This is a genomic window from Streptomyces griseoluteus (assembly GCF_004784465.1).
In the GTDB taxonomy this organism is placed as follows: domain Bacteria; phylum Actinomycetota; class Actinomycetes; order Streptomycetales; family Streptomycetaceae; genus Streptomyces; species Streptomyces griseoluteus.
This window is the reverse complement of record NZ_SRRU01000001.1, coordinates 441,624-462,828: the sequence shown is the minus strand read 5'-3', so window position 1 is coordinate 462,828 and position 21,205 is coordinate 441,624. Positions and strand designations below refer to the sequence as shown.

Genomic DNA, 21,205 nt, shown 5'->3' with positions numbered 1-21,205 from the left:
GAAGGCCCCGCTCACACCTGCTGAGCGGGGCCTTCGGTGGTTTCGTGGGTGTCCTCGGGGGCGGTGCCGGCCGGCTCCGCCTCGGCCCGGACGGCGGGCTCGTCCCCGGCCGCCGCGGCCGCCGGGTCCCCGATCTCCGTCGCCGGCCAGTCCTGCTCGGCCGAGTACTTCCGCAGATACCCCACCACCGTGTTCGTCACGGCCACCAGCGGTACGGCGACCACCGCGCCGCCGATGCCGGCCACCATGCCGCCGGCCGCGACCGTGAGGACCACCGCGAGCGGGTGGACCCGCACCGCCCGGCCCAGGATGAACGGCTGGAGCACATGGCCCTCGATCTGCTGGACCGCGAGCACCACCACCAGCGTCATCAGGGCGGTGAACACACCCTGCGTCACCAGCGCGACGACGATGGCGAGCGCGCCGGAGGCGACCGCGCCGACCAGCGGGATGAACGAGAACAGGAAGATGAAGACCGCCAGCGGCACCGCCATCGGCACATCGAGGAAGTAGATGCCGAGGCCGATGAATATGGCGTCGATCAGCGCGACCAGCACCGTGCCGCGCACATACGCGGTCAGGGTGGCCCAGGCGCGCGGACCGGCACCGGCCACGCCCGGACGGGCGGCGGCGGGCACCAGCTTCAGGAACCACTCCCAGATCCGCCTGCCGTCGTAGAGCAGGAAGAGCGTGGAGAAGAAGACCAGCAGGATGCCGGTCAGCGCCTCCACGACGACCTGAACTCCCTCGAGACCGGCCGAAGTTATCTGGTCGGTGTTGGCTCCGACGGCCTCGCGCAGGTTCTTGGCGATCTGGTTGATCTGCTTGTCGGTGACATGGAACGGGCTCTTCAGCAGCCAGTTGCGCAGATCGTCGATGCCGTTCTGGATCTGGCTGGAGAGGGTGTCGATGTTCTCCATGACCTGCCAGGTCACGAACCAGCCCAGCAGCCCGATGATCACGAAGCCCGATATGGCGGTGAGCGCCGTCGACGGACCGCGCGGCATGCCGTACCGCATCAGCCGGGCCACGGTCGGCTGGAGCAGCGCGGTCACCAGCAGGGCCACGACGAACGCGAACACCACGAGCTGCACGGCGCTGATGACCCGCATCAGCACCCAGACCGTGCCGGCCAGCACCAGCAGGCGCCAGCCCGCCTCGGCCGCGACCCGCACTCCCCACGGCACGGCGTGCGCGGGGTCGGGACGCGAGGCGGACGGAGCCGGGCGCGGCGCGGGTACGGCCACCGACTCGGGGGGTCCCTCCGGGCCGGCGTGCTCCTTCTGCACCTCGGCGCGGCGCTCGTCCAGGCGCTCGCTCATCTCGGTCAGTCCGGCACCGAGCCGGCCGAGCCATCCTGGCATTCGCGTCATGTTCCGTACCCTTCCCCCGCGTTCCGGGCCCACTCCGGCGTGCTTCGTCACGCGGGGGAGCCGTGCGAGGACGACCGTACCGCGCGAAAGCCCCTCACCCCGTGAAGGGGGAGGGGCTGCGCGCGGCCGGGTGTCACGAGCCGCTCAGTACCAGTGGTTGGCCTGCCAGAAGGTCCACGCCTCGCACGGGCTGCCGTAGCGGCTGTCCATGTAGTTGAGGCCCCACTTGATCTGGGTGGCCGGGTTGGTCTGCCAGTCGGCGCCCACCGAGGACATCTTGGAGCCGGGCAGGGCCTGGAAGAGACCGTAGGCACCGGAGGAGGCGTTCACGGCACGGTAGTTCCAGCTCGACTCGTGGTCGACGATGTTGCTGAAGCACTGGAACTGGCCGGCGCCCACCATCTGACGGGCCATGGCCTGGATCTGGGCGACGGAGTAGCTGCTCTGGGGAGCGAAGCTGGAGGCGTCGCGGACATCGCTGCGGCTGGCGGCGGCGGCAGCCTTGGTCTCGGCCCGCTCCTTCGCCAGCTCGGCCGCCTTCTCGGCGTCCTTCTTCTTGGCGATGGCCGTCTCGGCGGCGGCCTTGCGGGCCGCTGCCTCCGCGTCCTTCTTGGCGCTCGCGTCGGCCGCGATGGCCTGCGCGTCCGCCTGCTGCGTCAGGGACGCGGTCTGAACCTGCGCCTGCTGATCCGCGGGGAGCTCAGCGAGGAGCGTGGTGTCGGCAGCCGTCGGCTCGGCGTCGTTGTTCTGCGCGACGCTGCCCGAGGCAACTCCGACGACGCTTCCTACGGCGGTGACCGCGGTGGCGGAGGCCACTGCGAATCCCCGGACCGAAATCCGGCTCACACGGTTTCCTTCCAGCATCGCCCGCTTCGGTGACCGTGGCGGACGCAATCGTGCCCCCGACACTGGCCTCCCAACTGAAGGGTCACAGGAGACACGGGCCCGGTGGGAACTCCCGCACAGGGAGCGCCGCGTGATGCTCGGGCGGCATACGACGACGCTATGGAGTTGGCGACTTGCTCCGTGGATCGCGCCTGCCGGGGGGCTGGAACGTGCCTCGGGGTACAGGTGTGTCGTATGCGGGGCCTGACAGGACTGAGACTCTGCCGTAACCCGGCGGCGAGTGGCAATTCCGAGTTGCGTGTGAAAGCTCACACCTCGTTTGGCCCAAGGGAATTCAGGAAATACCCGCGCACGCAGACGCCGCCCGGCTAAGCTCTTCGGCTTCTCCGGGCGGCGCCTGTGGTGGTCCGAGGACAGGTCAGATGTGGCCGTCCTCCAGCATTTCGGTCACCAGCGCCGCGATCTGGGACCTTTCGGACCGGTTCAGCGTGACGTGCGCGAAGAGCGGATGCCCCTTCAGCTTCTCCACGACGGCCACCACGCCGTCGTAGCGGCCGACACGCAGGTTGTCCCGCTGCGCCACGTCATGGGTGAGCACCACCCGCGAGTTGGCGCCGATCCGGGAGAGCACCGTCAGCAGTACGTTGCGCTCCAGCGACTGCGCCTCGTCCACGATCACGAAGGCGTCGTGCAGCGAACGGCCGCGGATATGGGTGAGCGGGAGGACCTCCAGCATCCCGCGCGCCGTGACCTCCTCGATGACCTCCCGGCTGGTGACCGCCGAGAGCGTGTCGAAGACCGCCTGGGCCCAGGGACCCATCTTCTCCGACTCGCTGCCCGGCAGATAGCCGAGTTCCTGCCCGCCGACCGCGTACAGCGGCCGGAAGACCATCACCTTCTGGTGCTGGCGGCGCTCCAGGACCGCCTCCAGGCCGGCGCAGAGCGCCAGCGCCGACTTGCCGGTGCCCGCGCGGCCGCCCATGGAGAGGATGCCGACGTCCGGATCGAGCAGCAGGTCGAGCGCGATGCGCTGCTCGGCGCTGCGGCCCTTGATGCCGAACGCCTCCCGGTCGCCCCGCACCAGCCGGACGTTGCCGTCCGGGGTGACGCGGCCGAGTGCCTTGCCGCGCTCGGACTGAATGGTCAGTCCGGTGTGCACGGGCAGCTCGGACGCCTCGGGGACGAACACATGGCCTTCCTCGAAGAGGATGTCCACCTGTTCGCCGGGGAGCGTCAGCTCGGACATGCCGGTCCAGCCGGAGGAGTCCGTGATGGCGAGTTCGGCGCGGTACTCCTCGGCCAGCAGGCCGACCGAGGACGCCTTGATCCGGAGCGGCAGGTCCTTCGACACGACGGTGACGTCGAACCCCTCGGCCTGGAGATTCCGGGCCACCGCGAGGATGCGGGAGTCGTTGTCCCCCAGGCGGTAGCCGCTGGGCAGCACGCTGGGGTCCGAGTGGTTGAGCTCGACACGGACGGTTCCGCCGAGTTCCCCGATCGGGATGGGGGCGTCGAGCCGGCCGTACCTGACCCGGTAGTCGTCCAGCAGGCGCAGGGCCTGGCGGGCGAAGTAGCCGAGTTCGGGATGGTGCCGCTTGGCCTCCAGCTCGGTGACCACGACGATCGGGAGCACTACCTCGTGCTCCTCGAAGCGGGTCACGGCCTTGGGGTCGGCCAGCAGGACGCTGGTGTCGAGAACATAGGTGCGCCGGTCGGGCTTGTGGCGCTTTGTGCTGGTCACCACGGAAGGACGTACCCCCTCGGATGAGGTCGGGGAGCGACGAAGTGGAACTGGACCGGTCTGAGATCCCCGCGCGCGGCGGGCCGCAGACCGGCCCTCCGCCACTGCTGCCGTGCGTACGAGGCACGGTCGGGCTGGTGCAAAGGACCTCCCGGGCGGGCGACCCCGTGTCGCCCGCTGAGTCCGACGCCCGTGGTTCGGGTTTCGGCCTGAGAGCGTTATGCCCTCGATCTCATACGACCATGCAGAAGCGGCCACCGGCAGGCCGGTGAACTCCTTGTTACTTCCGGGCGAGGCCGGGTACAGAGGAGCACCCCGCCGGACTGGTGCCGACGGGGTGCCTGGTGTGTCCCGGTGTGTGTCCCGGCGCGGGCGCGGGGCGCCCGTCAGCCGCCGTAGCGGCGGTGCCGGGCGGCGTAGTCGCGCAGGGCGCGCAGGAAGTCGACCTTGCGGAAGGCCGGCCAGAAGACCTCGCAGAAGTAGTACTCCGAGTGGGCGGTCTGCCAGAGCATGAACCCGGAGAGCCGCTGCTCGCCGCTGGTGCGGATGACCAGGTCGGGGTCGGGCTGAGCGCCGGTGTAGAGGTGGCGGCCGATCATGTCGACGTCGACGGACTCGGCCAGCTCGGCCATGCTGACGCCCTTGTCCTGGGCGTCGGCCAGCATGGAGCGCACGGCGTCGGCGATCTCCTGGCGGCCGCCGTAGCCGATGGCGACGTTGACCACTATGCCGTCGACGTGGGCGGTGCTCTCCTCGGCCTGCTTGAGGGTCTGCTGCATCCCGGCGGGCAGCAGATCGCGGGTGCCGACGTGGTGCACGCGCCAGCGGCCGTCCTCGGCGAGGGTGCGCACGACCCCGTCGATGATGTCGAGCAGGGGGCCCAGCTCGTCCTGCGGCCGGTCGAAGTTGTCCGTGGAGAGCAGCCAGAGGGTGACGACCTTGACGTCGGTCTCGTCGCACCAGCCGAGGAACTCCTCGATCTTCTCGGCGCCGGCCCGGTGGCCGTGGACCGTGCTGGAACCCGCGGCCTTCGCCCAGCGGCGGTTGCCGTCCATGATGACGCCGATGTGCTCCGGCACCGACGCGTGGTCCAGGTGACCTTCCACCCGGCGTGCGTAGACCCTGACCAGCAGGCCGCGCAGCTTGTCGCGCAGGTTCACGTGAGAGCCCCTCCAAAACACCGCGGTTGCGGTTCCCGCGGACGCCGAGCCTACCCGCGCCGCGCACGCCCGAGAAAAACGGGCCGGTCCGTGGGGGGGATACGGACCGGCCCGAGGGGGGGTTTCCACCATAACCCTTCGTGAGGGCGGAAGCGTGCCCCGGCGCGCCACAACTACGCTGCGGAGTCGTCCGGCGACGCCCCGGTGAGCGCGGAATGCTTGGTTCAGGCGTATGCGGTGGCCGATTCACACCGGATTCCCAGGCGATCCACCCTTCCAGCGAACGATCATCAGGTTTTTACGCCACTTCAGCGACCCCGGCGGCCCCGGTCCGGGGTCCCTCCCACGGACGACCCCGCCGACGAACGGTGACTTGACCATTCCGCTAAGCGATGGTCTCAGGGGCCGGTTTCCGGGCCACGAACAGATGGCGGGTGCTGTGCGCCACGAACGGGCCGCCCGCCGTGACCTCCTCGTGCAGCGTCCGCAGCCGCTCCTCGTACGCCTCGACGGTGAAGCCCGGCACCATCCAGATCACCTTGCGCAGGAAGTGCACGACCGCGGCGATGTCGTAGAACTCCATCCGCAGCCGCGCCGTCCGCAGCTCCTCGACCTCCAGCCCGGCCGCCTCCGCCCCCTCCCGCTCCCGTTCGGGGTCCCGGCCCCCGCGCACCGCCTCCGGCTGCGGCCCGAGGAAGTGCTCGACCAGCTCGAACGCGCTCGCCGGTCCGACGTGCTGGGCGAAGTAGGTGCCTCCCGGCCGGAGCACCCGCGCGATCTCGGGCCAGACCGGGGTCACGGGGTGCCGGCTCAGGACCAGGTCGAAGCTCGCGTCGGCGAAGGGCAGGGGCGCGGTGTCCGGTGCGGCGACGACCACCGCTCCGTGCGGGGCGAGCAGCGCGGTCGCCCTGGCCACGTTCGGGGGCCAGCCCTCGGTGGCCGCGAGCAGGGTGGGGCGGGCCGGGGCGGCCTGCCTCAGCGCGAAGTCGAGTACCTCGCCGCCGCCGGTCTGGAGGTCGAGCGCCGCCCGCGCCCGCGCCAGCCGCTCCCCCGCCGATCGGGCGTAGCCCCATTCCGGCCGCTCCTCCGTGGCCCGGCCCGCGAACCAGGAGAAGTCCCAGCCGTCGGTGGGCACGGCGGCGCCTTCGGCCACCAGCTCCTCGAAAGTCCTGTCCATGAGGGCATGGTCCTGGAGCCGGGGGCCGGGCGTCACGGGGTTTTCGCGGCCGGGCCGTCGAGGACCAGGAGCACGAACCCCTCCTCGTCGGGCTCCCCCACCCGGGTGAAGCCGTGCTTCTCCAGCAGGGCGACGGAGGCGGTGTTGCCGGCGAAGGGGTCGGCGTAGAGGGGGCGTACGGGCTCCTCCTCGGTAAGGAAGCGGCCGAGGGCGCGGCTGCCTACGCCCCGGCGCCAGTAGGGGCGGCCCAGCCAGTAGCCGACGAAGCGTCTGCCTCCTTGCGTCCAGGAGACGACATTGCCCGCGACCTCGCCGTCCACGGTGACCGTCCGCACCAGGCAGTCGGGGTCGGGGAAGATGCGGGTGCGCCAGTGGGTGAGGAAGGCGTCACGGGGGCGCGGGGTGAACCGGGACCTGCGGACGGCTTCCGGGTCGTGTTCGAAGGCGAGGAAGATCTCGAGGTCGTCCTCGGTCACGCCACGCAGGCGTACGTCTTCTGGCTCGGCTGTCATGGTCCGGAGTGTGGCAGGGGGCACTGACAATCGCGTGCGGCCTGTGGGCGGTGGGTACGGTCCCGGCGGAGGTGGGGCGGGATGGCGCGCTGGCGGGACGGGCACGGGATGCTGACGGTGCATCGGCCGGGGGGCGAGGTGTGTGTCCCGGTGGAGCTGGCGGTGTCCTACCGGGCGCGGACCCGGGGGCTGCTCGGGCGGGACGCGGTGGAGGGGGCCCTGCTGCTGTCGCCGGCCGCGAGTGTGCACACCTTCGGGATGCGGATGGCCATCGACGTGGCGTACCTGGACCGTTCGCTGCGGGTGCTGGCCGTACGCACGATGGTGCCGGGGCGGCTGGGCCTGCCCCGGCTCCGGTCCCGGCACGTACTGGAGGCCGGGGCCGGGGTGATGGCCGGGTGGGGGCTGGTGGCGGGGGTGTCGGTGTCGGTGGGGTAGGGCCTACTGGGCGGTGCGGGGGAAGGAGACCTCCACGCGGCGGTTCTTCTTGCGGCCCGCTTCGGTGGAGTTGTCGGCGATGGGGTACTGCTCGCCGTAGCCGCGTACCTCGAAGGTGACGTCGGGGGCGTTGAGGTCCTGGTCGAGTACGGCCTGTACGGCGTTGGCCCGGCGCTTGGAAAGGACGTCGCCGTGGGCGGAGGAGCCGAGGTTGTCGGTGAAGCCGAAGACGCGTACGCGGGTGGCCTTCTGCTTCTCGATCTCCTCGGCGATCGCGGTGATGCGGGCGCGGGCCTCCGGGCCCAGTTTGGCGCTGTCCTTGCCGAAGAGGACTTCTGCCTGGAGGGCGAAGGTGACGTCGGCGTTGGTGTCCTCGCGGCGCTCGTCCCCGCTCTGGTCCTCGACGACCGACTTGATGTCCAGCACCTTCGCTCCCGCGAGGGTGGCCCCCTCCGGCAGCTTCAGATCCGGATCGGTGGGGTCCACCTCCACGGGCGCGGCAGCACTCGGCTCCGCACCGGGCGGCTCACTGGGCCCGTCCGCGTGAGCGGGCGCCAGGGGGGTGAGAAGGGCCGCGGTGGCGGCGGTCACGAGGAGGCGGGCGAGACGGGTGGTGGTCACGGGGGGCCTCAGTCGGAGATTTTCAGAGGGGCGGTGGGGAAGGTGGGCAGTTGGAAAGTGAGCTCGTCCGTGCCCTCGGGCGGTGCGGGGAACTGCATGAAGACCGGCACGGTGTCCCCGGCCTTGACGCTCTGCACACCGGCGGTGGTCAGCGGCCTTCCGTCCGTGTCACGCAGGACGTAATAGCGTTTCCTGCCCTTCGGGTCCACCAGCGTGGCACCTCCGAACGACTGCCCGTTCTTCATGATCTCGGTCTCGTTGCCCGTCAGTTGGGATGACAGGACCGCATCATGACTGCCGTCGTTCTTGAGTTCCGCGTTGATCGTCAGGAAGCCGCCCGAGTCACGCGCGGCCGAGGTGATTTTCAACGTCAGGCCATCGGGGCCCCGCAGCTCCGCGAGCGGTTCCGCGGACTGGCCTTCCTGCGGGCTCGGCGCCGAACCGCCACGAGAAGCCGACGTGCCTGCCGTCGGTTTCTTTTCACCGTTTCCGTCACCACCGCAGCCGGCGACCCCGAGCATCAGCGCCACCGTGATGCCGAGGGTGGCGACGCCCGTGCGGGCTTTCGCATTGGACCCGATGTTCATGCCCGCTTCCTCTTTCCGCTCATCGTCCGCTCGTCAATCCGCCAGATGGACATCGAACAAGTCCTCGGGCTTGGGGAGATCGCCAAGTTTCTTCGGGTCCAGCTTCCAGATCTTGCCCTCGCAATGGAGCGCGGGCAGAGGCGCGGCGTCGGCCTCCTCGTCCGGGGGCGGGGCACCCTCGTCCGGCACTTCCTCGTCCGGGACGTCGAAGTCACAGATCGGCTTGATCACGGCGGTGGCGGACCGGGTGGAACGGATGTCGCTTACACCCGGAACGACCGAATCGCCCACCCGCTTGTTGGTCCTCACCTCGACCCGGACCTCGAGCGCCCGCGATTCGTCGCACTGCTGCACCTGGGCGTCGTTCTGAGCGGCGAGCTCATCAGCCCTCCAGCACGACGGGCGCACGTCCGTCAGGCCGTGCAGGATGCCGTCCCACGTGGTGGGGTCCGCGAGGTCGGTCAGCCATTTGCCGGCGAGCAGGTCCCGACGCTCCTGCGCCGCCGCCAGGGCGGCCGCGTCCGCCGCTGTCTGCGCATCGCTCCTGTTGACCGAGGCCTGCCCGACGGCAAGGTAGGCGAACGCAAGAAAGAGCAGGCCTGCCGCCACTGTGATGTAGACGGGAAAGGCCTGCCCGCTGTCGCCGCGTCGGCGTCGGAAGATCAGGTGATTTCCGTGATCTTCGACTTGATCTTGTCCAGAATCGTCTTGCCGATATCCGTTCCCGTGATCGCCAGGACGATCGCCACCACTACGGCGATGATCCCCAGATACTCGACGGCGGTCTGCCCCTTGTCCCCGGCGCGCCGCTGAACCGCCGCGACCGTCGTGTTCTTCCAGCCGTTCACCAGCACTTTTGTCGCCACGGCCGTCTTCAGCAGCAGATCGCTCACGGAACTCTCCTCCACCATAGTCATCGAAGCGAGAACCATAGGGGGGTAAGTACCGCCCCGTGGAGGGCCCGTGGGCCCAGCGCCGGGCCCATTCCGCACGACTCAATGCCATCTCACCCCACCCCCAGCCACTTCGCGGTCGCCTGGGATCTGTTGGTGGTGTGGAGTTTGGCGAAGATGTGGTTGATGTGGTTCTTGACGGTTTTCTCGCTGATGAAGCACGCGGCGGCGATCTGATGGTTCGTCATGCCGGACGCGACGAGGTCCATGATCTCCGCCTCCCTGGTGCTCAGTTGAAAACTCGACCGGAATGACTGTCCCACAGAGGATTGCATGTGCGAAAGGGCTTTTGCAGACATCTGCCAAGGGGGAGTGGGACGTTCGGGTTCCACGTGTGCACTCGCACCCGGCCCGACCGCCGGAGGCAACAGCGCGCGCACCGCCCCCGGCGTCACATGCGGACGCCCCTCGCACACATCCCGCACCGCCCGTACCAACTGCTCGGTGTCGAATTCCCCGTGCACCAGATATCCCCCTGCCCCCAGCCGCAAAGCCTCCCGCACGGTCTCCGTCTCATGGCTGTAGGTCAGCATCATGACGGGCGCCAGCCGGACCAGGTGGGGCAATGCCGAGATTCCGTCGACACCCGGCATCCGGACGTCGAGGAGGACGACGTCCGGCCGGTGCGCCAGCGCGGCCTCGTACGCCTCGCGCCCGTCCGCCGCCTCGGCCACCACCGTGGTGTCCTCGCGGCCGGAGAGCAGCGCGGTGAGGCCGGCGCGGACCACGGGATTGTCGTCGGCGACCACGAGACGCAGCGGGCCGGTGGGGGGTGGGAACCGCATCGGAGTCTCCTTTCGCGGGTTCATCCGGGCAGGGGGAGTTCAACACCGATCTCGGTACCGGACGCGTGCGCACCCCGGCCGAAACGGATACGCGCCCCCGCCGACGCGGCCCGCTCCACCATGCCGAGCAGCCCGAAGTGGCCTTCGGCGCGCAGGGTCTGGAGGGTGACGCCCGCCGGGAGGCCCTTGCCGTCGTCGTGGACCGAGAGGCGGAGGTGGCCCTCCTGGACGCCCGCCGTCACGACGACCCGGGTGGCGTTCGCGTGGCGGTGGGCGTTGTCGAGGGCCTCGGCGGTGAGGGCGAGGAGGGCGCGGGTGGTGGGTGGGGGAAGCGGCGGTAGCGGGTCACCGGTGCGGTGGCAGGTGACGGGGAGGCCGGTGCGGGTGGTGAAGTCGGCCGCCTGGAGGTTGAGTTGTGGCCACAGCGGAGCTTGCGGCACCTCCTCGCGGAGATCGGAGAGGAGTTCGCGGGACTCCGCCGCCGCCCGGCGGGCCGAGCGGGCGACCAGTTCCGCCTCCCGGCGCAGGCGGGCGGGGTCGGGGGTGGCGGCGGAGGCGGTGACGGCGAGCGCGTCGGAGGCGAGGGCCACGCCGTGCAGGGTCTTGGCGAGGGAGTCGTGCATCTCGCGGGCGAGACGGGCGCGTTCGGACTGTACGGCCTCCGCCGCGGCGAGCCTGGCGCGTACGGCGGTCAGGGCGTGGGTGGCGGTGCCGAGCCGGAGCATCAGGTTGCGCAGGGTGGAGCCCATCGCCCCGGTGATGACGCACAGGCCGGGCAGCAGCAGGGTCTCCGCGAGCCCGGTGTGCCGTTCGGCGTCCACGGTGGCGTGGACGAGGAGCAGGATCAGTGACTGGAGGGAGGCGAAGAAGGCGGCACCGCGCCAGCCGTAGAGCAGTCCGGCCAGCAGCGGGGTGCAGACGCTGACGTAGGCGAGGGTGGTGTCCGGCCCGGCGGAGATCAGCAGCAGGGAACCGAAGAGGGTGTCGACGGCGAGCAGGCTCGGATGCCGCAGCAGCAGCGGCCCGAACCGCCCCCAGTCCCGGAACAGCACGTACGACACCATGAACGTGACGACCACGGCGGCCCCGACCAGCCGCGCCCCCAGCCCCGGCGCCGCGTTCAGCAACGCGGCCGGCGCGGCCAGCACGATCATCGCCAGCCGGAACCCGAACACCTGCCGCCCGACGGCCTGTAGAGCCCGCACCTGCAGCCCCTCGGGGGGTACGGCGGGCCCACCACCGGCAGAGCCGGGACGGCCCTCGGGCCCATCCCGGTCGGCCACAGGCGAACGCCCCTCAGCACCGCCCGCCAAAACGCCCTCCGCACCGAGCAGTGAGCGCCCCTCGGCATCACCGCCCCGGCCCGCCGCCGACCCGCCGGCCGGAGTCCCGTGCGCGTCCTGCGCCGGCCGGTCCCGGGCGGCACCCCCCGCCGGGCCGTGCGGGGCCCCGGTCTCCGCCGCTTCCGGCACCTCCAGCGCCCGCCCGCTCGACCTCCGCGACATGGCCCCACCTCCCCCCAGACCCCTTCCCCTCCCTACTCCCCCGCCAACGATCCGAAGTCCACCCCGGACCCCAGCAGAAGGCCCGCGCCCAGCAGCAGCATCGTCGCCGGGACCATGAACGTCGTGATCATCAGCGTGGCCTTGGGAACCGCCCGAGCGGCCTTGCGGCGGGCGTTCTGGGCATCCGTGCGGCGCATGTCCTTGGCCAGGGACACCAGGGTGTCGACGATGGGGGCGCCCAGTTCCTCGCCCTGCTGGAGGGCGGTGACGAACATGGCGACCTGTTCGGAGTCGTTGCGGCGGCGGAGCTCGGTGAAGGCCTGGCGGCGGGTCATGCCGAGGTCCATCTGGCGGAGCGTGATGCGGAGTTCGTCGGCCCAGGGACCCTCGTAGCGGGTGGAGACGCGGTCGAGGGCCTGGCGGAAACCGAGGCCGGCGCTGACGACGACGGCGAGGACGTCGAGGAAGTCCGGCAGGGTGCGCTCGATGACGTCCCGGCGCACCCGGATCGCGGACCAGATGCCGACCTCGGTCCAGAAGGCGCCGAAGGCGAGCAGCAGGAGGGCGACGAACCACTGGCCGCGCAGCAGGAAGACCAGGAAGCCGAGGGTGCCGAGGGCGCCGTAGACCGCGCGGCGGGCGGCGTAGCGGTCGATGGTGAGGCCGCCGGGGTTGCCCGCGAGGTCGATGCGGCGGCGGTAGCGGGCGACCAGGCCGGGGCCCATGAGGCGCAGCACGAGGGGCGCGTACCGCATGCCCATGCGGTCGATGACGGAGCCGACCGCGCCGGTGCGGGTGGCGCCGATCTCCAGGGCGACGGCGAGGTCGCCGGGCAGCTTGGTCTCGGCACGGTACATGCGGACGCCCGCGAAGGCGCCCCACACGCCGAGGGCCGCGAGCAGAGCGAGCAGGAGTTCCATCCGGTACGTCATCCCCTCACACGTCGATCCGGCTCATGCGGCGGATGAGGACGAACCCGACCGCGTACAGGGCGAAGGCGACGATCACGCAGCCCTGGCCGACCGGTGAGCCGGTCAGGCGTTCCAGGGCGCCGTCCTTGACGCCGTTCATCAGGAAGAGCGCGCCGATGCCGAGGGCGGGGACGGCGTACGAGGTCATCGTGACCTGGGAGAGCTGGGTACGGATCTCGCGCCGGGTCTCCTTGCGCTCCTCCAGCGTCTCGGTGAGGTTGCGCAGCGCCGAGACGACCTGCCCGCCCGCCCGGTTGGAGAGCACCAAGGTCGTGACCAGGACGACGAGTTCGCGGGAGGGCAGCCGGGCGGCGAGTTCGCCGAGCGCGTCCTCCATGGAGTGGCCGATCGCCAGCTGGTCCGCCACCTGCGAGAGTTCCTCCCCGGCCGGGGCCTCCAGTTCCTCGGCGGCCATGCCGATGGCGGTGCGCAGGGCGAGCCCGGCCTGGGTGGCGTTGGCCAGGATGCGGGCCAGTTCGGGGAGTTGGTTGATGAAGCGCTCGATGCGTTTCTGGCGCTGCCAGTTGAGGAACTGCACGGCCGCCCAGATGCCGAGGAGTCCGGCGATGGGCCCGAAGAAGGGCGCGAGGGTGGCCTGGCCGACGAGCCAGAGCGCGGCCACCGCGGTGAGCATCCCGGCGAAGAACTCGCCGGGGGTGAGGTCGAGTCCGGTGGCGGCGAGCCGGAGTTGCAGTGCGCGGCCCAGCGCGGTGCGGCGCAGCCGGCGGTCCAGCCCGCGGAAGTGACGCTTGCGGCCGCCTCCCGGCACCTGGTCGGCGTGCGCGAGCCGGTCCTCCAGGGCGGCGTGCCGGGCCCGGCCCGAGGCGTAGGTCTGGACACCCGCGACGGCGAGGAGGCAGGTCAGCAGGGTGATGCCGGTGGTGAGCTGGGCGAGGGTGGACAGATCCATGGGCCTACCTGGCCTCTCGGGTGGCGAGCTGGTCCGCGGTGCGGGCCACGCCGAACGCCTGGGGCACGGGCTGGCCGGCCATGTAGAGGCGGTCGGCGGTACGGCGGGGCAGCGGGAAGTACTGGAAGGCGCCGTGGACCTGGCCGTCGGCGGTCATGGGGCGGGCGTCGAAGCGGGCCACGGTCGCCAGCCGGTACGGCTCCCCGCCGTGGCTGTCCAGCAGGGCGACCTCGGTGATCCGGCGGGCGCCGTCCGCGAAGCGGGTGAGCTGGACCAGTACGTCGACCGCGCTGTTGATCTGGTCGTGCAGCGCGGCGAAGGGCACCTCCACGTCGGACATGGAGGCGAGCGTCTGGAGCCGGGTGAGGGCGTCCTCGGCGCTGTTGGCGTGCACGGTGGCGAGCGAGCCGTCGTGGCCGGTGGACATGGCCTGGAGCATGTCCAGGGACTCCCCGCCGCGGACCTCGCCGACCACGATGCGGTCGGGCCGCATGCGCAGGGAGTTGCGGACGAGGTCGCGGATGGTGACCTGGCCGCTGCCCTCGACATTGGGCGGGCGGGACTCCAGGCGGACGACGTGCGTCTGCTGGAGCTGGAGTTCGGCGGAGTCCTCGATCGTGATGATGCGCTCGTGCGCCGGGATCAGTCCGGACAGGGCGTTGAGCAGGGTGGTCTTGCCGGTGCCGGTGGCGCCGGAGACGATCACGTTGAACTTGGCCTGCACCAGCCCGGCGAGCAGCAGCAGCATGTGGTCGTCGAGCGAGCCGAAGCCGATCAGCTCCTTCAGGGTGTAGGAGCGCGGGAAGCGGCGGATGGTGAGGACGGGACCGCTGAGCGAGAGCGGCGGGATGATGACGTTGACGCGTTCGCCGGACGGCAGCCGGGCGTCGACCATCGGATTGGACTCGTCCACGCGGCGGTTGACGGTGGAGACGATGCGTTCGATGGTCTGCATGAGCTGGTCGGCGGAGGCGAAGCGCAGCGGCAGCCGTTCGACCCGGCCACCGCGCTCCACGAAGATCGAGTCGGGACCGTTGACCATGATCTCGGTGACGGAGGCGTCCTCCAGGAGGGGTTCCAGGATGCCGAGGCCGAGCGCCTCGTCCACCACGCGCCGGATCAGCTGGGCGCGTTCGGCGGTGGAGAGCACCGGGCCCTCGCGGCTGATGATGTGGCCGAGGACCCGTTCGAGCCGGGCCCGGCGCTCGGCGGCGGCCAGCGAACTCATCTCCGCGAGGTCGATCTCCTCCAGCAGCTTGGCCCGGTAGGAGGCGACCAGGTGTCCGTCCTCTCCCCGGCTGCCGTGCTCCTCGGGGGAGTTGATGCGTGCCCGCAGGCTCATGAGACGGCCCTCCTCAGTGGTCGACCGGCATGGTGGCGGACTTGACGGCGGTCCCCAGGTTCCAGCCGGGCACGACCTGGGGGATCTTGACGGTCGCGGTCACGGTGACCGAGTCGCCGCCCCCGCCGCCGCCCGAGCAGGACACGCTGAGCCCGCCGCTGACCGCGCCGGCGCACGCCCCCTGCGCGTCCTGGCGCAGCGAGGCGGCCCGCGCCCCGGCCCGTGCGGCGGTGCCGGCCTGCTCGGCGGCGTAGGCGACGGCGCCGATCTGGATGCCGGCCAGGCCGACGATCAGCAGCACCGGGACGAACCCCAGGTACTCGATGGCGACCTGACCCCGGTCGCGGGTACCGCCGCGGCGCATGCCAGGCATCAGTCCTTCACCTCCTCCACGGCACCGGCGTGGCCGTGCACCGTGACCGGGAAGTCGATGGAGCCGGGGAAGAGGACGGGGACCTTGAGGTCCACGTCGGCGGTGACGAAGCCGGAGCCCCCGCACCGCACCGACGCCCCGTCCCGCCAGGCCCCGGACAGATGCTCGAGCCCCGCCTCCGAGCACGCTCCCTGCCGCGCGCCCCGAGGGGCCGCCGTACCCGCCCGTACGCCCTCGTCGGCGGCGTTCCCGGCGAGGACGAAGGCGTACCCGACCAGCACGCACTGCCACATCAGGACCAGGGTCAGCACGATGAGCGGGGTCATGCCGAGCAACTCGACGGCGACCTGCCCCCGGTCCTCGCGTAACCTGCCGCGGCGCCTCATGCCTACTCCTTCCGCCGCCGGAAGCCCACGGCACCCCGGTCGCCGCCGCGCTGACGGGCGCCCCGGTGGGCGGGGCCGTCGGCGGCCCGGGCCAGGCCCAGTTCCCCGGCCAGCGCCCACAGGGCCTGGCGTACGGTGCTGCGGGCGTCGAGTTCGTGCACGCGTCCGGCGTCCACCACACCCTGCAGTTCCTTGAAGGCGGCGGGCACGGTGGTGCGGGCCAGGGCGGTGCCGGTGATGCGCTGGATGAGCGCGGGCTGGATCTCGGTGACGCGGGTGTGGCGGTTGACCACGACCGTGGTCTCCTCGGGCTTGCGGATCTGGAGCCGGTCCCACATCCGCACGGTCCGCTTGGCGGCTCGTACCGAGACCACGTCGGGCGTGGTGACCAGCAGCGCGGTGTCGGCGCCCTCCACGGCGGCCGCGGTGGCCCCGGTGAGCTGGGCACCGCAGTCCAGGACGACGACCTCGTAGCGGGCGCGCAGGGCGTGGACGATCTGGCGCACGGCGCGGTCGGTGACCTCCTCGCCGCGCTCGCCCTCGCCGGGCGCCAGCAGCAGGGCGAGCCCGGTGTCGTGGCGGTAGACGGCGTCGGCCAGGACCCGTGGGGAGATGTCGGCGATGGCGGCGAGGTCGGCGACCGAGCGGCGGAACTGGATGTCCAGGAAGGACGCCACGTCACCCGTCTGGAGGTCGAGGTCGGCCAGTACGGTGGCCCGGCCCGACGCCTGGGCGGCGAGGGCGAGCTGGAGCGCGGCCGTGGTGGCGCCGGTGCCGCCCTTGGCCCCGCTGACCGTGATCACCGTGCCGCCGGGACCGCTGAGCACGTCGGCCCCGCCGTGCCCGAGGTGACGGCGCACCCCGGTGGACCACTGGGCCACGGCCTGCACCCGGTGTGCGAGGTCCTCGTACGCCAGCGGCAGCCCGACCAGGCCACGGGCGCCGGCGTCCATCGCGGCGGCGAACAGGGCGGGCCCGGCGTCGGTGGTGACCAGGATGACGCCGACGGCCGGGAAGCGCAGCGCTATCTCCCGGATCAGCTCCAGCGCCGGTACGGGGCCGATGCGTTCATGGACGACGACGACCTCGGGGAGTTCGTCGACCGACTCAGCGGCGAGCCGCGCCAGGGTGTCGATCAGCCGGGTGGAGTCGGTGACCGGCGGGACCGGCTCGGCGTCGGGGAGCTGGCTGAGCAGGGTGGTGAGGGACCGGACGGCATCCGGGTCCGCGCCGGCCGGCAGAATCCTGGTGGGCATGCGGGCCGCCTCTCACTTGTCCGTCGCTAGTTCGTAGGTGCGCTCGCGGTCCGGTATCTCCGACTCGCCGCCGGGGGCGACCAGGGCGAGCCGGACCCGCTGGGCGAAGGACTCGGCGTAGGTGACGCGCTGGGCGTCCAGGGCGGACAGCGCGAAGGTGATGGGGACGGCCTCGGAGGGCTGGCGCTGCTGGTCGCGGTCCCGGTCGGGGTCCAGTGCGGTGATCTTCCCGACGTCCAGGACCCGCGCGTCCGTGACGATGATCTTCGACTGGTCGGGGTCGCTCTCCTTCTTGCCCTCGAAGGTGGCGTAGACGTTGACCCGCGCGCCGGGCGTGATCTTGCCCGCGACACCGGTGGCCGCGTCGATCATGATGGCCACCTCCTGCTGGCCCGGCCGCAGTTCGGGCTGGTCGACCACCATGTCGGTCTGGAGCAGGGAGCCCGCGCGCAGGGTGGTGACGGCGATCTTGCCGCGCAGCTGGGAGAGGTCGGTGACGGCGTTGGCGGACAGCCACCGTTTGGGCATCCGTACCTTCTCGAACTGGTCCGCGCCGAGCGCGGTGTACGGCTGGACCGCGGACTTGACCCGGTACGCGGTGACCTCGGGGCCGACCTTGGAGCGTACGTCGCTGATGACGGACAGCACGCCCGCGAAGGCGCCGAGGGCGCACAGGACGGAGAGGATCAGGAGTATCACGCCGCGGCGCTGACGGGAGTTCATGAACCGTGCAACCTCATTGGGGGAATCGGTCGTGCGGGACGGGAGCGGGGTCCGTATCGGTTCAGGCGGGCGTACGCCCCTGAAGGGCGCGCGGCGGCGGCAAGGGGTGCTCGGGCGGGGAGGCGGAGCAGAAGACGCAGCGGTCGCCGATGACGTCGAGCCCGCACCAGTGGCAGCTCGACTGCCGTACCGAGGTGACGAGTTGGTAGAGCACGGAGAGGTCGGCGAGGTAGCCGCAGAACTCGATCATCCGGCCGGTGCCCCACCAGGCGGGCGACTCGGCGGGCAGCGGAGTCTCGCGCAGCCCGTGCACCCCCCAGTCCTTGGCGAAGCCGGTGATCCAGTCGGACTGCAGCTGACCCCGGGCGAGCAGCATCCAGGTGCTGAACTCCGGGCCCTTGAGGGTGGCGCCCTGCACGGCCTTGACGAGCTGGGGTTCGGGATGGGCGACGACGGCGAACTGGGCGCCGGGCACCCAGGACTTGGCGTGCGCCTTGAGTCCCACGGGCACGTGGTCGAGGCGGGCGACCGAGCCGAGTACGGCACCGGCGTGGATGTAGTGGGTGAGCAGCCGCCCGGCCGAGGCGAGCACACCGGGGCTGAGGTCGCAGGTGGCGAGCTGCCGTAACTGCCGGGCCAGGACCGCGACCCCGAGCGGCGGCAACTCCGGCCGGAACACGGCGATCCGGTCGCTCTCCAGCAGGGAGCGCAGGGTGTGCACCCGGCGTAATACGGGCTCCGGGGTGGCCTTGGAGCACAGGACCACCAGATGGCCGAACTGGTCGATCACGCCCTGGACTTCCAAGAGGGTCTGGTCCAGCGGGCGGCTGTCGAGGTCGCGCAGCACGACGGCGGGCATGGTCCGCTCGTCCTGCGCCGGCAGTGCCAGGTCGGCACTGGTCACGGCGATGGCAGTTGGCACGCGCAGCTCCCCGCTCTCACACCCTCCGGCCCACCGGCACGGTTCCCCTCGGGCCATGACGACTTCGTTGCGTGACTACGTGAGCACTGTATCCACGCCTGGATCACGGGAGAACAGCGTTTGTGTAGCTCGTGGGGAACTCTCCGGTCACAACTTGCTTCAAAACGGGACAGGTTGCACGGGCGGGCCGGGAGCCGTCCGTACGCCACCCCTTGACAGCGGAATTGGTCTGGACCAACGTGGGCGCACAGAGGTGCTCATCCCCTCTCCCCCACGATCTCCCCCACTGGAGGCTCCAGTTGGACCTCGTATCTGCCATGCCCGCGCGCGGCCGGCGCGGCCGGACCCGTGCCCGGGCGGTGACCGCCGCTCTCGCCCTCGCCGTGGCGGGGCTGGCCGCCGCTCCCGCCTCGGCGGCGGACGTCAACAACGCCAGGAACGCCGGCTTCGAGTCGGGCCTGTCCAGCTGGACCTGCTCGGCGGGCAGCGGGACGACCGTCTCGTCCCCGGTGCACGGCGGCTCCGCCGCGCTGAAGGCCACCCCGGCCGGGCAGGACAACGCCCAGTGCGTCCAGTCGGTGGCGGTCAAGCCCAACTCCACGTACACGCTGAGCGCCTGGGTGCAGGGCGGGTACGCCTACCTGGGGGCGACCGGCACCGGCACCACCGACGTGTCGACCTGGACGCCGGACAGCTCGTCGTGGAAGCAGCTCTCGACGACGTTCACCACGGGCTCCGCCACCACCTCGGTCACCGTGTACACCCACGGCTGGTACGGGCAGGCCGCGTACTACGCCGACGATGTGCAGGTGCAGGGCCCGGACGGCGGCGGGGGCGGTGACCCGGCGCCGACGAAGCCGGCCGCGCCGGGCGGCCTCGCGGTGTCCGGCACCACCTCGTCCTCGGTCTCGCTGGCCTGGAACACGGTGTCGGGCGCGACCGGCTACAACGTCTACCGCGACGGCACCAAGGTCACCGCGGTGAGCGGCACCTCGGCCACGGTCACCGGGCTCGCGGCGTCGACCTCGTACTCCTTCCAGGTCACCGCGACCAACGCGGCCGGTGAGTCGGCGAAGTCGGCCACCGTGAGCGCGACCACCACGTCGGGCGGGGGGACCGTCCCCAAGGGCGACCTGCCCAAGCACGCGGTGACCGGGTACTGGCAGAACTTCAACAACGGCGCGGCCGTGCAGAAGATCTCCGACGTGCCCTCGGCCTACGACATCATCGCGGTGGCCTTCGCCGACGCCACCTCCACGCCGGGCGCGGTGAGCTTCAGCCTGGACTCGGCGGGGCTGAACGGCTACACGGTCGACCAGTTCAAGGCCGACATCAAGGCCAAGCAGGCCGCGGGCAAGAAGGTGATCGTCTCCGTCGGCGGCGAGCGCGGCACGGTCGCGGTCAGCGACACCGCCTCGGCGAACAACTTCGCCAACTCGGTGTACTCCCTGATGCAGACCTACGGGTTCGACGGGGTCGACATCGACCTGGAGAACGGGCTCAACCCGACGTACATGACGCAGGCGCTGCGGTCGCTGTCGTCGAAGGCGGGCTCGTCGCTGATCATCACGATGGCGCCGCAGACGATCGACATGCAGTCGACGTCCGGTTCCTACTTCCAGACGGCCCTGAACATCAAGGACATCCTCACGGTCGTCAACATGCAGTACTACAACAGCGGTTCGATGCTGGGCTGCGACGGCAAGGTCTACAGCCAGGGCTCGGTGGACTTCCTGACCGCGCTGGCCTGCATCCAGCTGGAGGGCGGACTCGCGCCCTCGCAGGTGGGCATCGGTGTGCCGGCCTCCACGCGGGGCGCGGGCAGCGGCTATGTGGCGCCGAGCGTGGTGAACAGCGCCCTGGACTGCCTGGCCAAGGGCACCGGCTGCGGCTCCTTCAAGCCGGCCCGGACCTACCCGGACCTCAGGGGCGCGATGACCTGGTCGACCAACTGGGACGCGACGGCGGGCAACGCCTGGTCCGGCGCGGTCGGCCCGCACGTGCACGGGATGTCGTAGCGCTACCGGGAACGGCGGTGCCCCGGCCTCCCACAAGGGGAGGCCGGGGCACCGCCGTTCCTCACTCCGACTCGAAGTAGGCGTCCAGTACCGCGTCCATCGAGGCGTCCCACTCCGCGAACTGCGAGCGGGAGGGGGCCTCGATCTCGATCGGGTACCAGCGGCGGTCCGGGGTGTGCACCGTGACGGTGAAGCGCTTGCCGAACCGGGCCGTCTCCGTCTCCACGGCGGCGATCTCCGGCCAGGTGAACTCGCACTCCTCCGCGTCCAGGGCGAGGCGCACGCCCCGCCGGTCCGCGACTATCCGCGCCCGGCGGTCGGCGGCCTCGAAGACGGGTCCGCCCTCCTCGGCGGGCTCCTCCCCGGCGTCGGCCGCCTCGGCCTCCGGAACGGAGTCCGCGGGCGCCGAGCTCCCTTCCGCCTCGGCCGAGTCGGCCGCTTCGGCCGTCGCCTCGGCGTCCTCCGCTTCCCCCTGGGCGGCGGAGCCCGTCAGACCGGGGATGAAGGCCGGGTCGAACCCGGCACCCGTGACGGGCTCGCCCTTCAGGGGCTGGCTGCTCGATCCTATGCGCTGCTCCACGGCGGCAGTATGGACGACTTCCCTGT

At 71.3% G+C, this 21,205-nt stretch carries 23 protein-coding genes; 2 read left to right on the top strand and 21 right to left on the bottom strand.

All coding sequences use genetic code 11. From position 1 onward, the window contains the following. Positions 1-11: 11 nt before the first annotated feature. From E5082_RS02310 to E5082_RS02280, 6 genes are all read right to left on the bottom strand, one after another. Complete coding sequence (locus E5082_RS02310) at positions 12-1,364, bottom strand: AI-2E family transporter (RefSeq protein ID WP_373310068.1); 1,353 nt, start codon at positions 1,362-1,364, stop codon at positions 12-14. 153 nt (positions 1,365-1,517) lie between these two features. Further along, the gene (locus E5082_RS02305; protein ID WP_086694281.1) at positions 1,518-2,237 is read right to left on the bottom strand and encodes an aggregation-promoting factor C-terminal-like domain-containing protein; all 720 of its coding nucleotides are present in this window, start codon (positions 2,235-2,237) and stop codon (positions 1,518-1,520) included. 400 nt (positions 2,238-2,637) lie between these two features. Continuing rightward, entirely contained in the window at positions 2,638-3,963 is a 1,326-nt protein-coding gene (phoH2, locus tag E5082_RS02300; RefSeq protein ID WP_135789606.1) for an RNA 5'-3' helicase PhoH2, read from the bottom strand. A 383-nt stretch (positions 3,964-4,346) separates the two neighbouring features. Continuing rightward, positions 4,347-5,120, bottom strand: a complete 774-nt coding sequence (locus E5082_RS02290; RefSeq protein ID WP_135789604.1) for an isoprenyl transferase — start codon at positions 5,118-5,120, stop codon at positions 4,347-4,349. Between the two features lie 385 nt (positions 5,121-5,505). Further along, positions 5,506-6,297: a class I SAM-dependent methyltransferase gene (locus E5082_RS02285; RefSeq protein WP_135789603.1), complete on the bottom strand. Its 792-nt coding sequence runs from the start codon at positions 6,295-6,297 to the stop codon at positions 5,506-5,508. A 32-nt stretch (positions 6,298-6,329) separates the two neighbouring features. Continuing rightward, positions 6,330-6,809: a GNAT family N-acetyltransferase gene (locus E5082_RS02280; RefSeq protein WP_135789602.1), complete on the bottom strand. Its 480-nt coding sequence runs from the start codon at positions 6,807-6,809 to the stop codon at positions 6,330-6,332. An 81-nt stretch (positions 6,810-6,890) separates the two neighbouring features. On the opposite strand from E5082_RS02280, the gene E5082_RS02275 reads away from it, so the two are divergent. After that, positions 6,891-7,247: a DUF192 domain-containing protein gene (locus E5082_RS02275; RefSeq protein ID WP_135789601.1), complete on the top strand. Its 357-nt coding sequence runs from the start codon at positions 6,891-6,893 to the stop codon at positions 7,245-7,247. Positions 7,248-7,250: 3 nt separating this feature from the next. Here the strand turns inward: E5082_RS02275 and E5082_RS02270 are convergent, their stop codons facing one another. From E5082_RS02270 to E5082_RS02205, 14 genes are all read right to left on the bottom strand, one after another. After that, complete coding sequence (locus E5082_RS02270; RefSeq protein ID WP_135789600.1) at positions 7,251-7,868, bottom strand: OmpA family protein; 618 nt, start codon at positions 7,866-7,868, stop codon at positions 7,251-7,253. A gap of 8 nt (positions 7,869-7,876) precedes the next feature. Then, complete coding sequence (locus E5082_RS02265) at positions 7,877-8,455, bottom strand: hypothetical protein (RefSeq protein ID WP_135789599.1); 579 nt, start codon at positions 8,453-8,455, stop codon at positions 7,877-7,879. A 33-nt stretch (positions 8,456-8,488) separates the two neighbouring features. After that, positions 8,489-9,121, bottom strand: a complete 633-nt coding sequence (locus tag E5082_RS02260) for a pilus assembly protein TadG-related protein (protein ID WP_135790105.1) — start codon at positions 9,119-9,121, stop codon at positions 8,489-8,491. Then, positions 9,118-9,348: a hypothetical protein gene (locus tag E5082_RS02255; protein ID WP_135790104.1), complete on the bottom strand. Its 231-nt coding sequence runs from the start codon at positions 9,346-9,348 to the stop codon at positions 9,118-9,120. Before E5082_RS02255 ends, E5082_RS02260 begins: the two co-directional genes overlap by 4 nt. A 113-nt stretch (positions 9,349-9,461) precedes the next feature. Further along, a complete protein-coding gene (locus E5082_RS02250) occupies positions 9,462-10,193 on the bottom strand; it encodes a response regulator (RefSeq protein ID WP_229918894.1) in 732 nt (243 codons plus the stop codon). Between the two features lie 20 nt (positions 10,194-10,213). Next, positions 10,214-11,698 carry a sensor histidine kinase gene (locus tag E5082_RS02245; protein ID WP_167513964.1) on the bottom strand — a complete coding sequence of 495 codons (1,485 nt, stop codon included), beginning with the start codon at positions 11,696-11,698 and terminating at the stop codon, positions 10,214-10,216. A 32-nt stretch (positions 11,699-11,730) separates the two neighbouring features. Beyond that, positions 11,731-12,618: a DUF5936 domain-containing protein gene (locus E5082_RS02240; RefSeq protein ID WP_086691898.1), complete on the bottom strand. Its 888-nt coding sequence runs from the start codon at positions 12,616-12,618 to the stop codon at positions 11,731-11,733. 16 nt (positions 12,619-12,634) lie between these two features. Continuing rightward, entirely contained in the window at positions 12,635-13,579 is a 945-nt protein-coding gene (locus E5082_RS02235; RefSeq protein ID WP_135789597.1) for a type II secretion system F family protein, read from the bottom strand. A 4-nt stretch (positions 13,580-13,583) separates the two neighbouring features. Further along, positions 13,584-14,921: a TadA family conjugal transfer-associated ATPase gene (locus E5082_RS02230; RefSeq protein ID WP_135789596.1), complete on the bottom strand. Its 1,338-nt coding sequence runs from the start codon at positions 14,919-14,921 to the stop codon at positions 13,584-13,586. Between the two features lie 13 nt (positions 14,922-14,934). Continuing rightward, the gene (locus tag E5082_RS02225; RefSeq protein ID WP_190045324.1) at positions 14,935-15,294 is read right to left on the bottom strand and encodes a TadE/TadG family type IV pilus assembly protein; all 360 of its coding nucleotides are present in this window, start codon (positions 15,292-15,294) and stop codon (positions 14,935-14,937) included. After that, positions 15,294-15,680 carry a pilus assembly protein gene (locus E5082_RS02220; protein WP_135789595.1) on the bottom strand — a complete coding sequence of 129 codons (387 nt, stop codon included), beginning with the start codon at positions 15,678-15,680 and terminating at the stop codon, positions 15,294-15,296. The genes E5082_RS02225 and E5082_RS02220 overlap by 1 nt, the downstream gene beginning before the upstream one ends. 2 nt (positions 15,681-15,682) lie before the next feature. Then, positions 15,683-16,936, bottom strand: a complete 1,254-nt coding sequence (locus E5082_RS02215; protein ID WP_135789594.1) for a CpaE/TadZ family protein — start codon at positions 16,934-16,936, stop codon at positions 15,683-15,685. A 12-nt stretch (positions 16,937-16,948) separates the two neighbouring features. Continuing rightward, positions 16,949-17,659 (bottom strand): Flp pilus assembly protein CpaB, encoded by a 711-nt coding sequence (gene cpaB / locus E5082_RS02210; protein WP_135789593.1) that lies wholly within the window; start codon positions 17,657-17,659, stop codon positions 16,949-16,951. 61 nt (positions 17,660-17,720) lie between these two features. Continuing rightward, entirely contained in the window at positions 17,721-18,638 is a 918-nt protein-coding gene (locus tag E5082_RS02205; RefSeq protein ID WP_135789592.1) for a hypothetical protein, read from the bottom strand. 260 nt (positions 18,639-18,898) lie between these two features. Here E5082_RS02205 and E5082_RS02200 point away from each other — a divergent pair, with 260 nt between their 5' ends. Continuing rightward, positions 18,899-20,599, top strand: coding sequence for a chitinase (locus E5082_RS02200; protein ID WP_135790101.1), 1,701 nt, complete (start codon positions 18,899-18,901; stop codon positions 20,597-20,599). Positions 20,600-20,660: 61 nt separating this feature from the next. Here E5082_RS02200 and E5082_RS02195 read toward each other — a convergent pair whose 3' ends face one another. Continuing rightward, positions 20,661-21,179 carry a hypothetical protein gene (locus E5082_RS02195; RefSeq protein WP_135789591.1) on the bottom strand — a complete coding sequence of 173 codons (519 nt, stop codon included), beginning with the start codon at positions 21,177-21,179 and terminating at the stop codon, positions 20,661-20,663. Positions 21,180-21,205 lie beyond the last annotated feature (26 nt).

What these genes read in the sequence shown, in the direction of transcription:
- E5082_RS02215 (WP_135789594.1), bottom strand. Translation starts at nt 16,936, where the DNA reads ATGCCCACCAGGATTCTGCCGGCCGGCGCGGACCCGGATGCCGTCCGG.
- cpaB (WP_135789593.1), bottom strand. Translation starts at nt 17,659, where the DNA reads ATGAACTCCCGTCAGCGCCGCGGCGTGATACTCCTGATCCTCTCCGTC.
- E5082_RS02280 (WP_135789602.1), bottom strand. Translation starts at nt 6,809, where the DNA reads ATGACAGCCGAGCCAGAAGACGTACGCCTGCGTGGCGTGACCGAGGAC.
- E5082_RS02285 (WP_135789603.1), bottom strand. Translation starts at nt 6,297, where the DNA reads ATGGACAGGACTTTCGAGGAGCTGGTGGCCGAAGGCGCCGCCGTGCCC.
- E5082_RS02275 (WP_135789601.1), top strand. Translation starts at nt 6,891, where the DNA reads ATGGCGCGCTGGCGGGACGGGCACGGGATGCTGACGGTGCATCGGCCG.
- E5082_RS02230 (WP_135789596.1), bottom strand. Translation starts at nt 14,921, where the DNA reads ATGAGCCTGCGGGCACGCATCAACTCCCCCGAGGAGCACGGCAGCCGG.
- E5082_RS02240 (WP_086691898.1), bottom strand. Translation starts at nt 12,618, where the DNA reads ATGGAACTCCTGCTCGCTCTGCTCGCGGCCCTCGGCGTGTGGGGCGCC.
- E5082_RS02245 (WP_167513964.1), bottom strand. Translation starts at nt 11,698, where the DNA reads ATGTCGCGGAGGTCGAGCGGGCGGGCGCTGGAGGTGCCGGAAGCGGCG.
- E5082_RS02205 (WP_135789592.1), bottom strand. Translation starts at nt 18,638, where the DNA reads ATGGCCCGAGGGGAACCGTGCCGGTGGGCCGGAGGGTGTGAGAGCGGG.
- E5082_RS02220 (WP_135789595.1), bottom strand. Translation starts at nt 15,680, where the DNA reads ATGAGGCGCCGCGGCAGGTTACGCGAGGACCGGGGGCAGGTCGCCGTC.
- E5082_RS02235 (WP_135789597.1), bottom strand. Translation starts at nt 13,579, where the DNA reads ATGGATCTGTCCACCCTCGCCCAGCTCACCACCGGCATCACCCTGCTG.
- E5082_RS02310 (WP_373310068.1), bottom strand. Translation starts at nt 1,364, where the DNA reads ATGCCAGGATGGCTCGGCCGGCTCGGTGCCGGACTGACCGAGATGAGC.
- E5082_RS02265 (WP_135789599.1), bottom strand. Translation starts at nt 8,455, where the DNA reads ATGAACATCGGGTCCAATGCGAAAGCCCGCACGGGCGTCGCCACCCTC.
- E5082_RS02250 (WP_229918894.1), bottom strand. Translation starts at nt 10,193, where the DNA reads ATGCGGTTCCCACCCCCCACCGGCCCGCTGCGTCTCGTGGTCGCCGAC.
- E5082_RS02200 (WP_135790101.1), top strand. Translation starts at nt 18,899, where the DNA reads ATGCCCGCGCGCGGCCGGCGCGGCCGGACCCGTGCCCGGGCGGTGACC.
- E5082_RS02305 (WP_086694281.1), bottom strand. Translation starts at nt 2,237, where the DNA reads ATGCTGGAAGGAAACCGTGTGAGCCGGATTTCGGTCCGGGGATTCGCA.
- E5082_RS02225 (WP_190045324.1), bottom strand. Translation starts at nt 15,294, where the DNA reads ATGCCTGGCATGCGCCGCGGCGGTACCCGCGACCGGGGTCAGGTCGCC.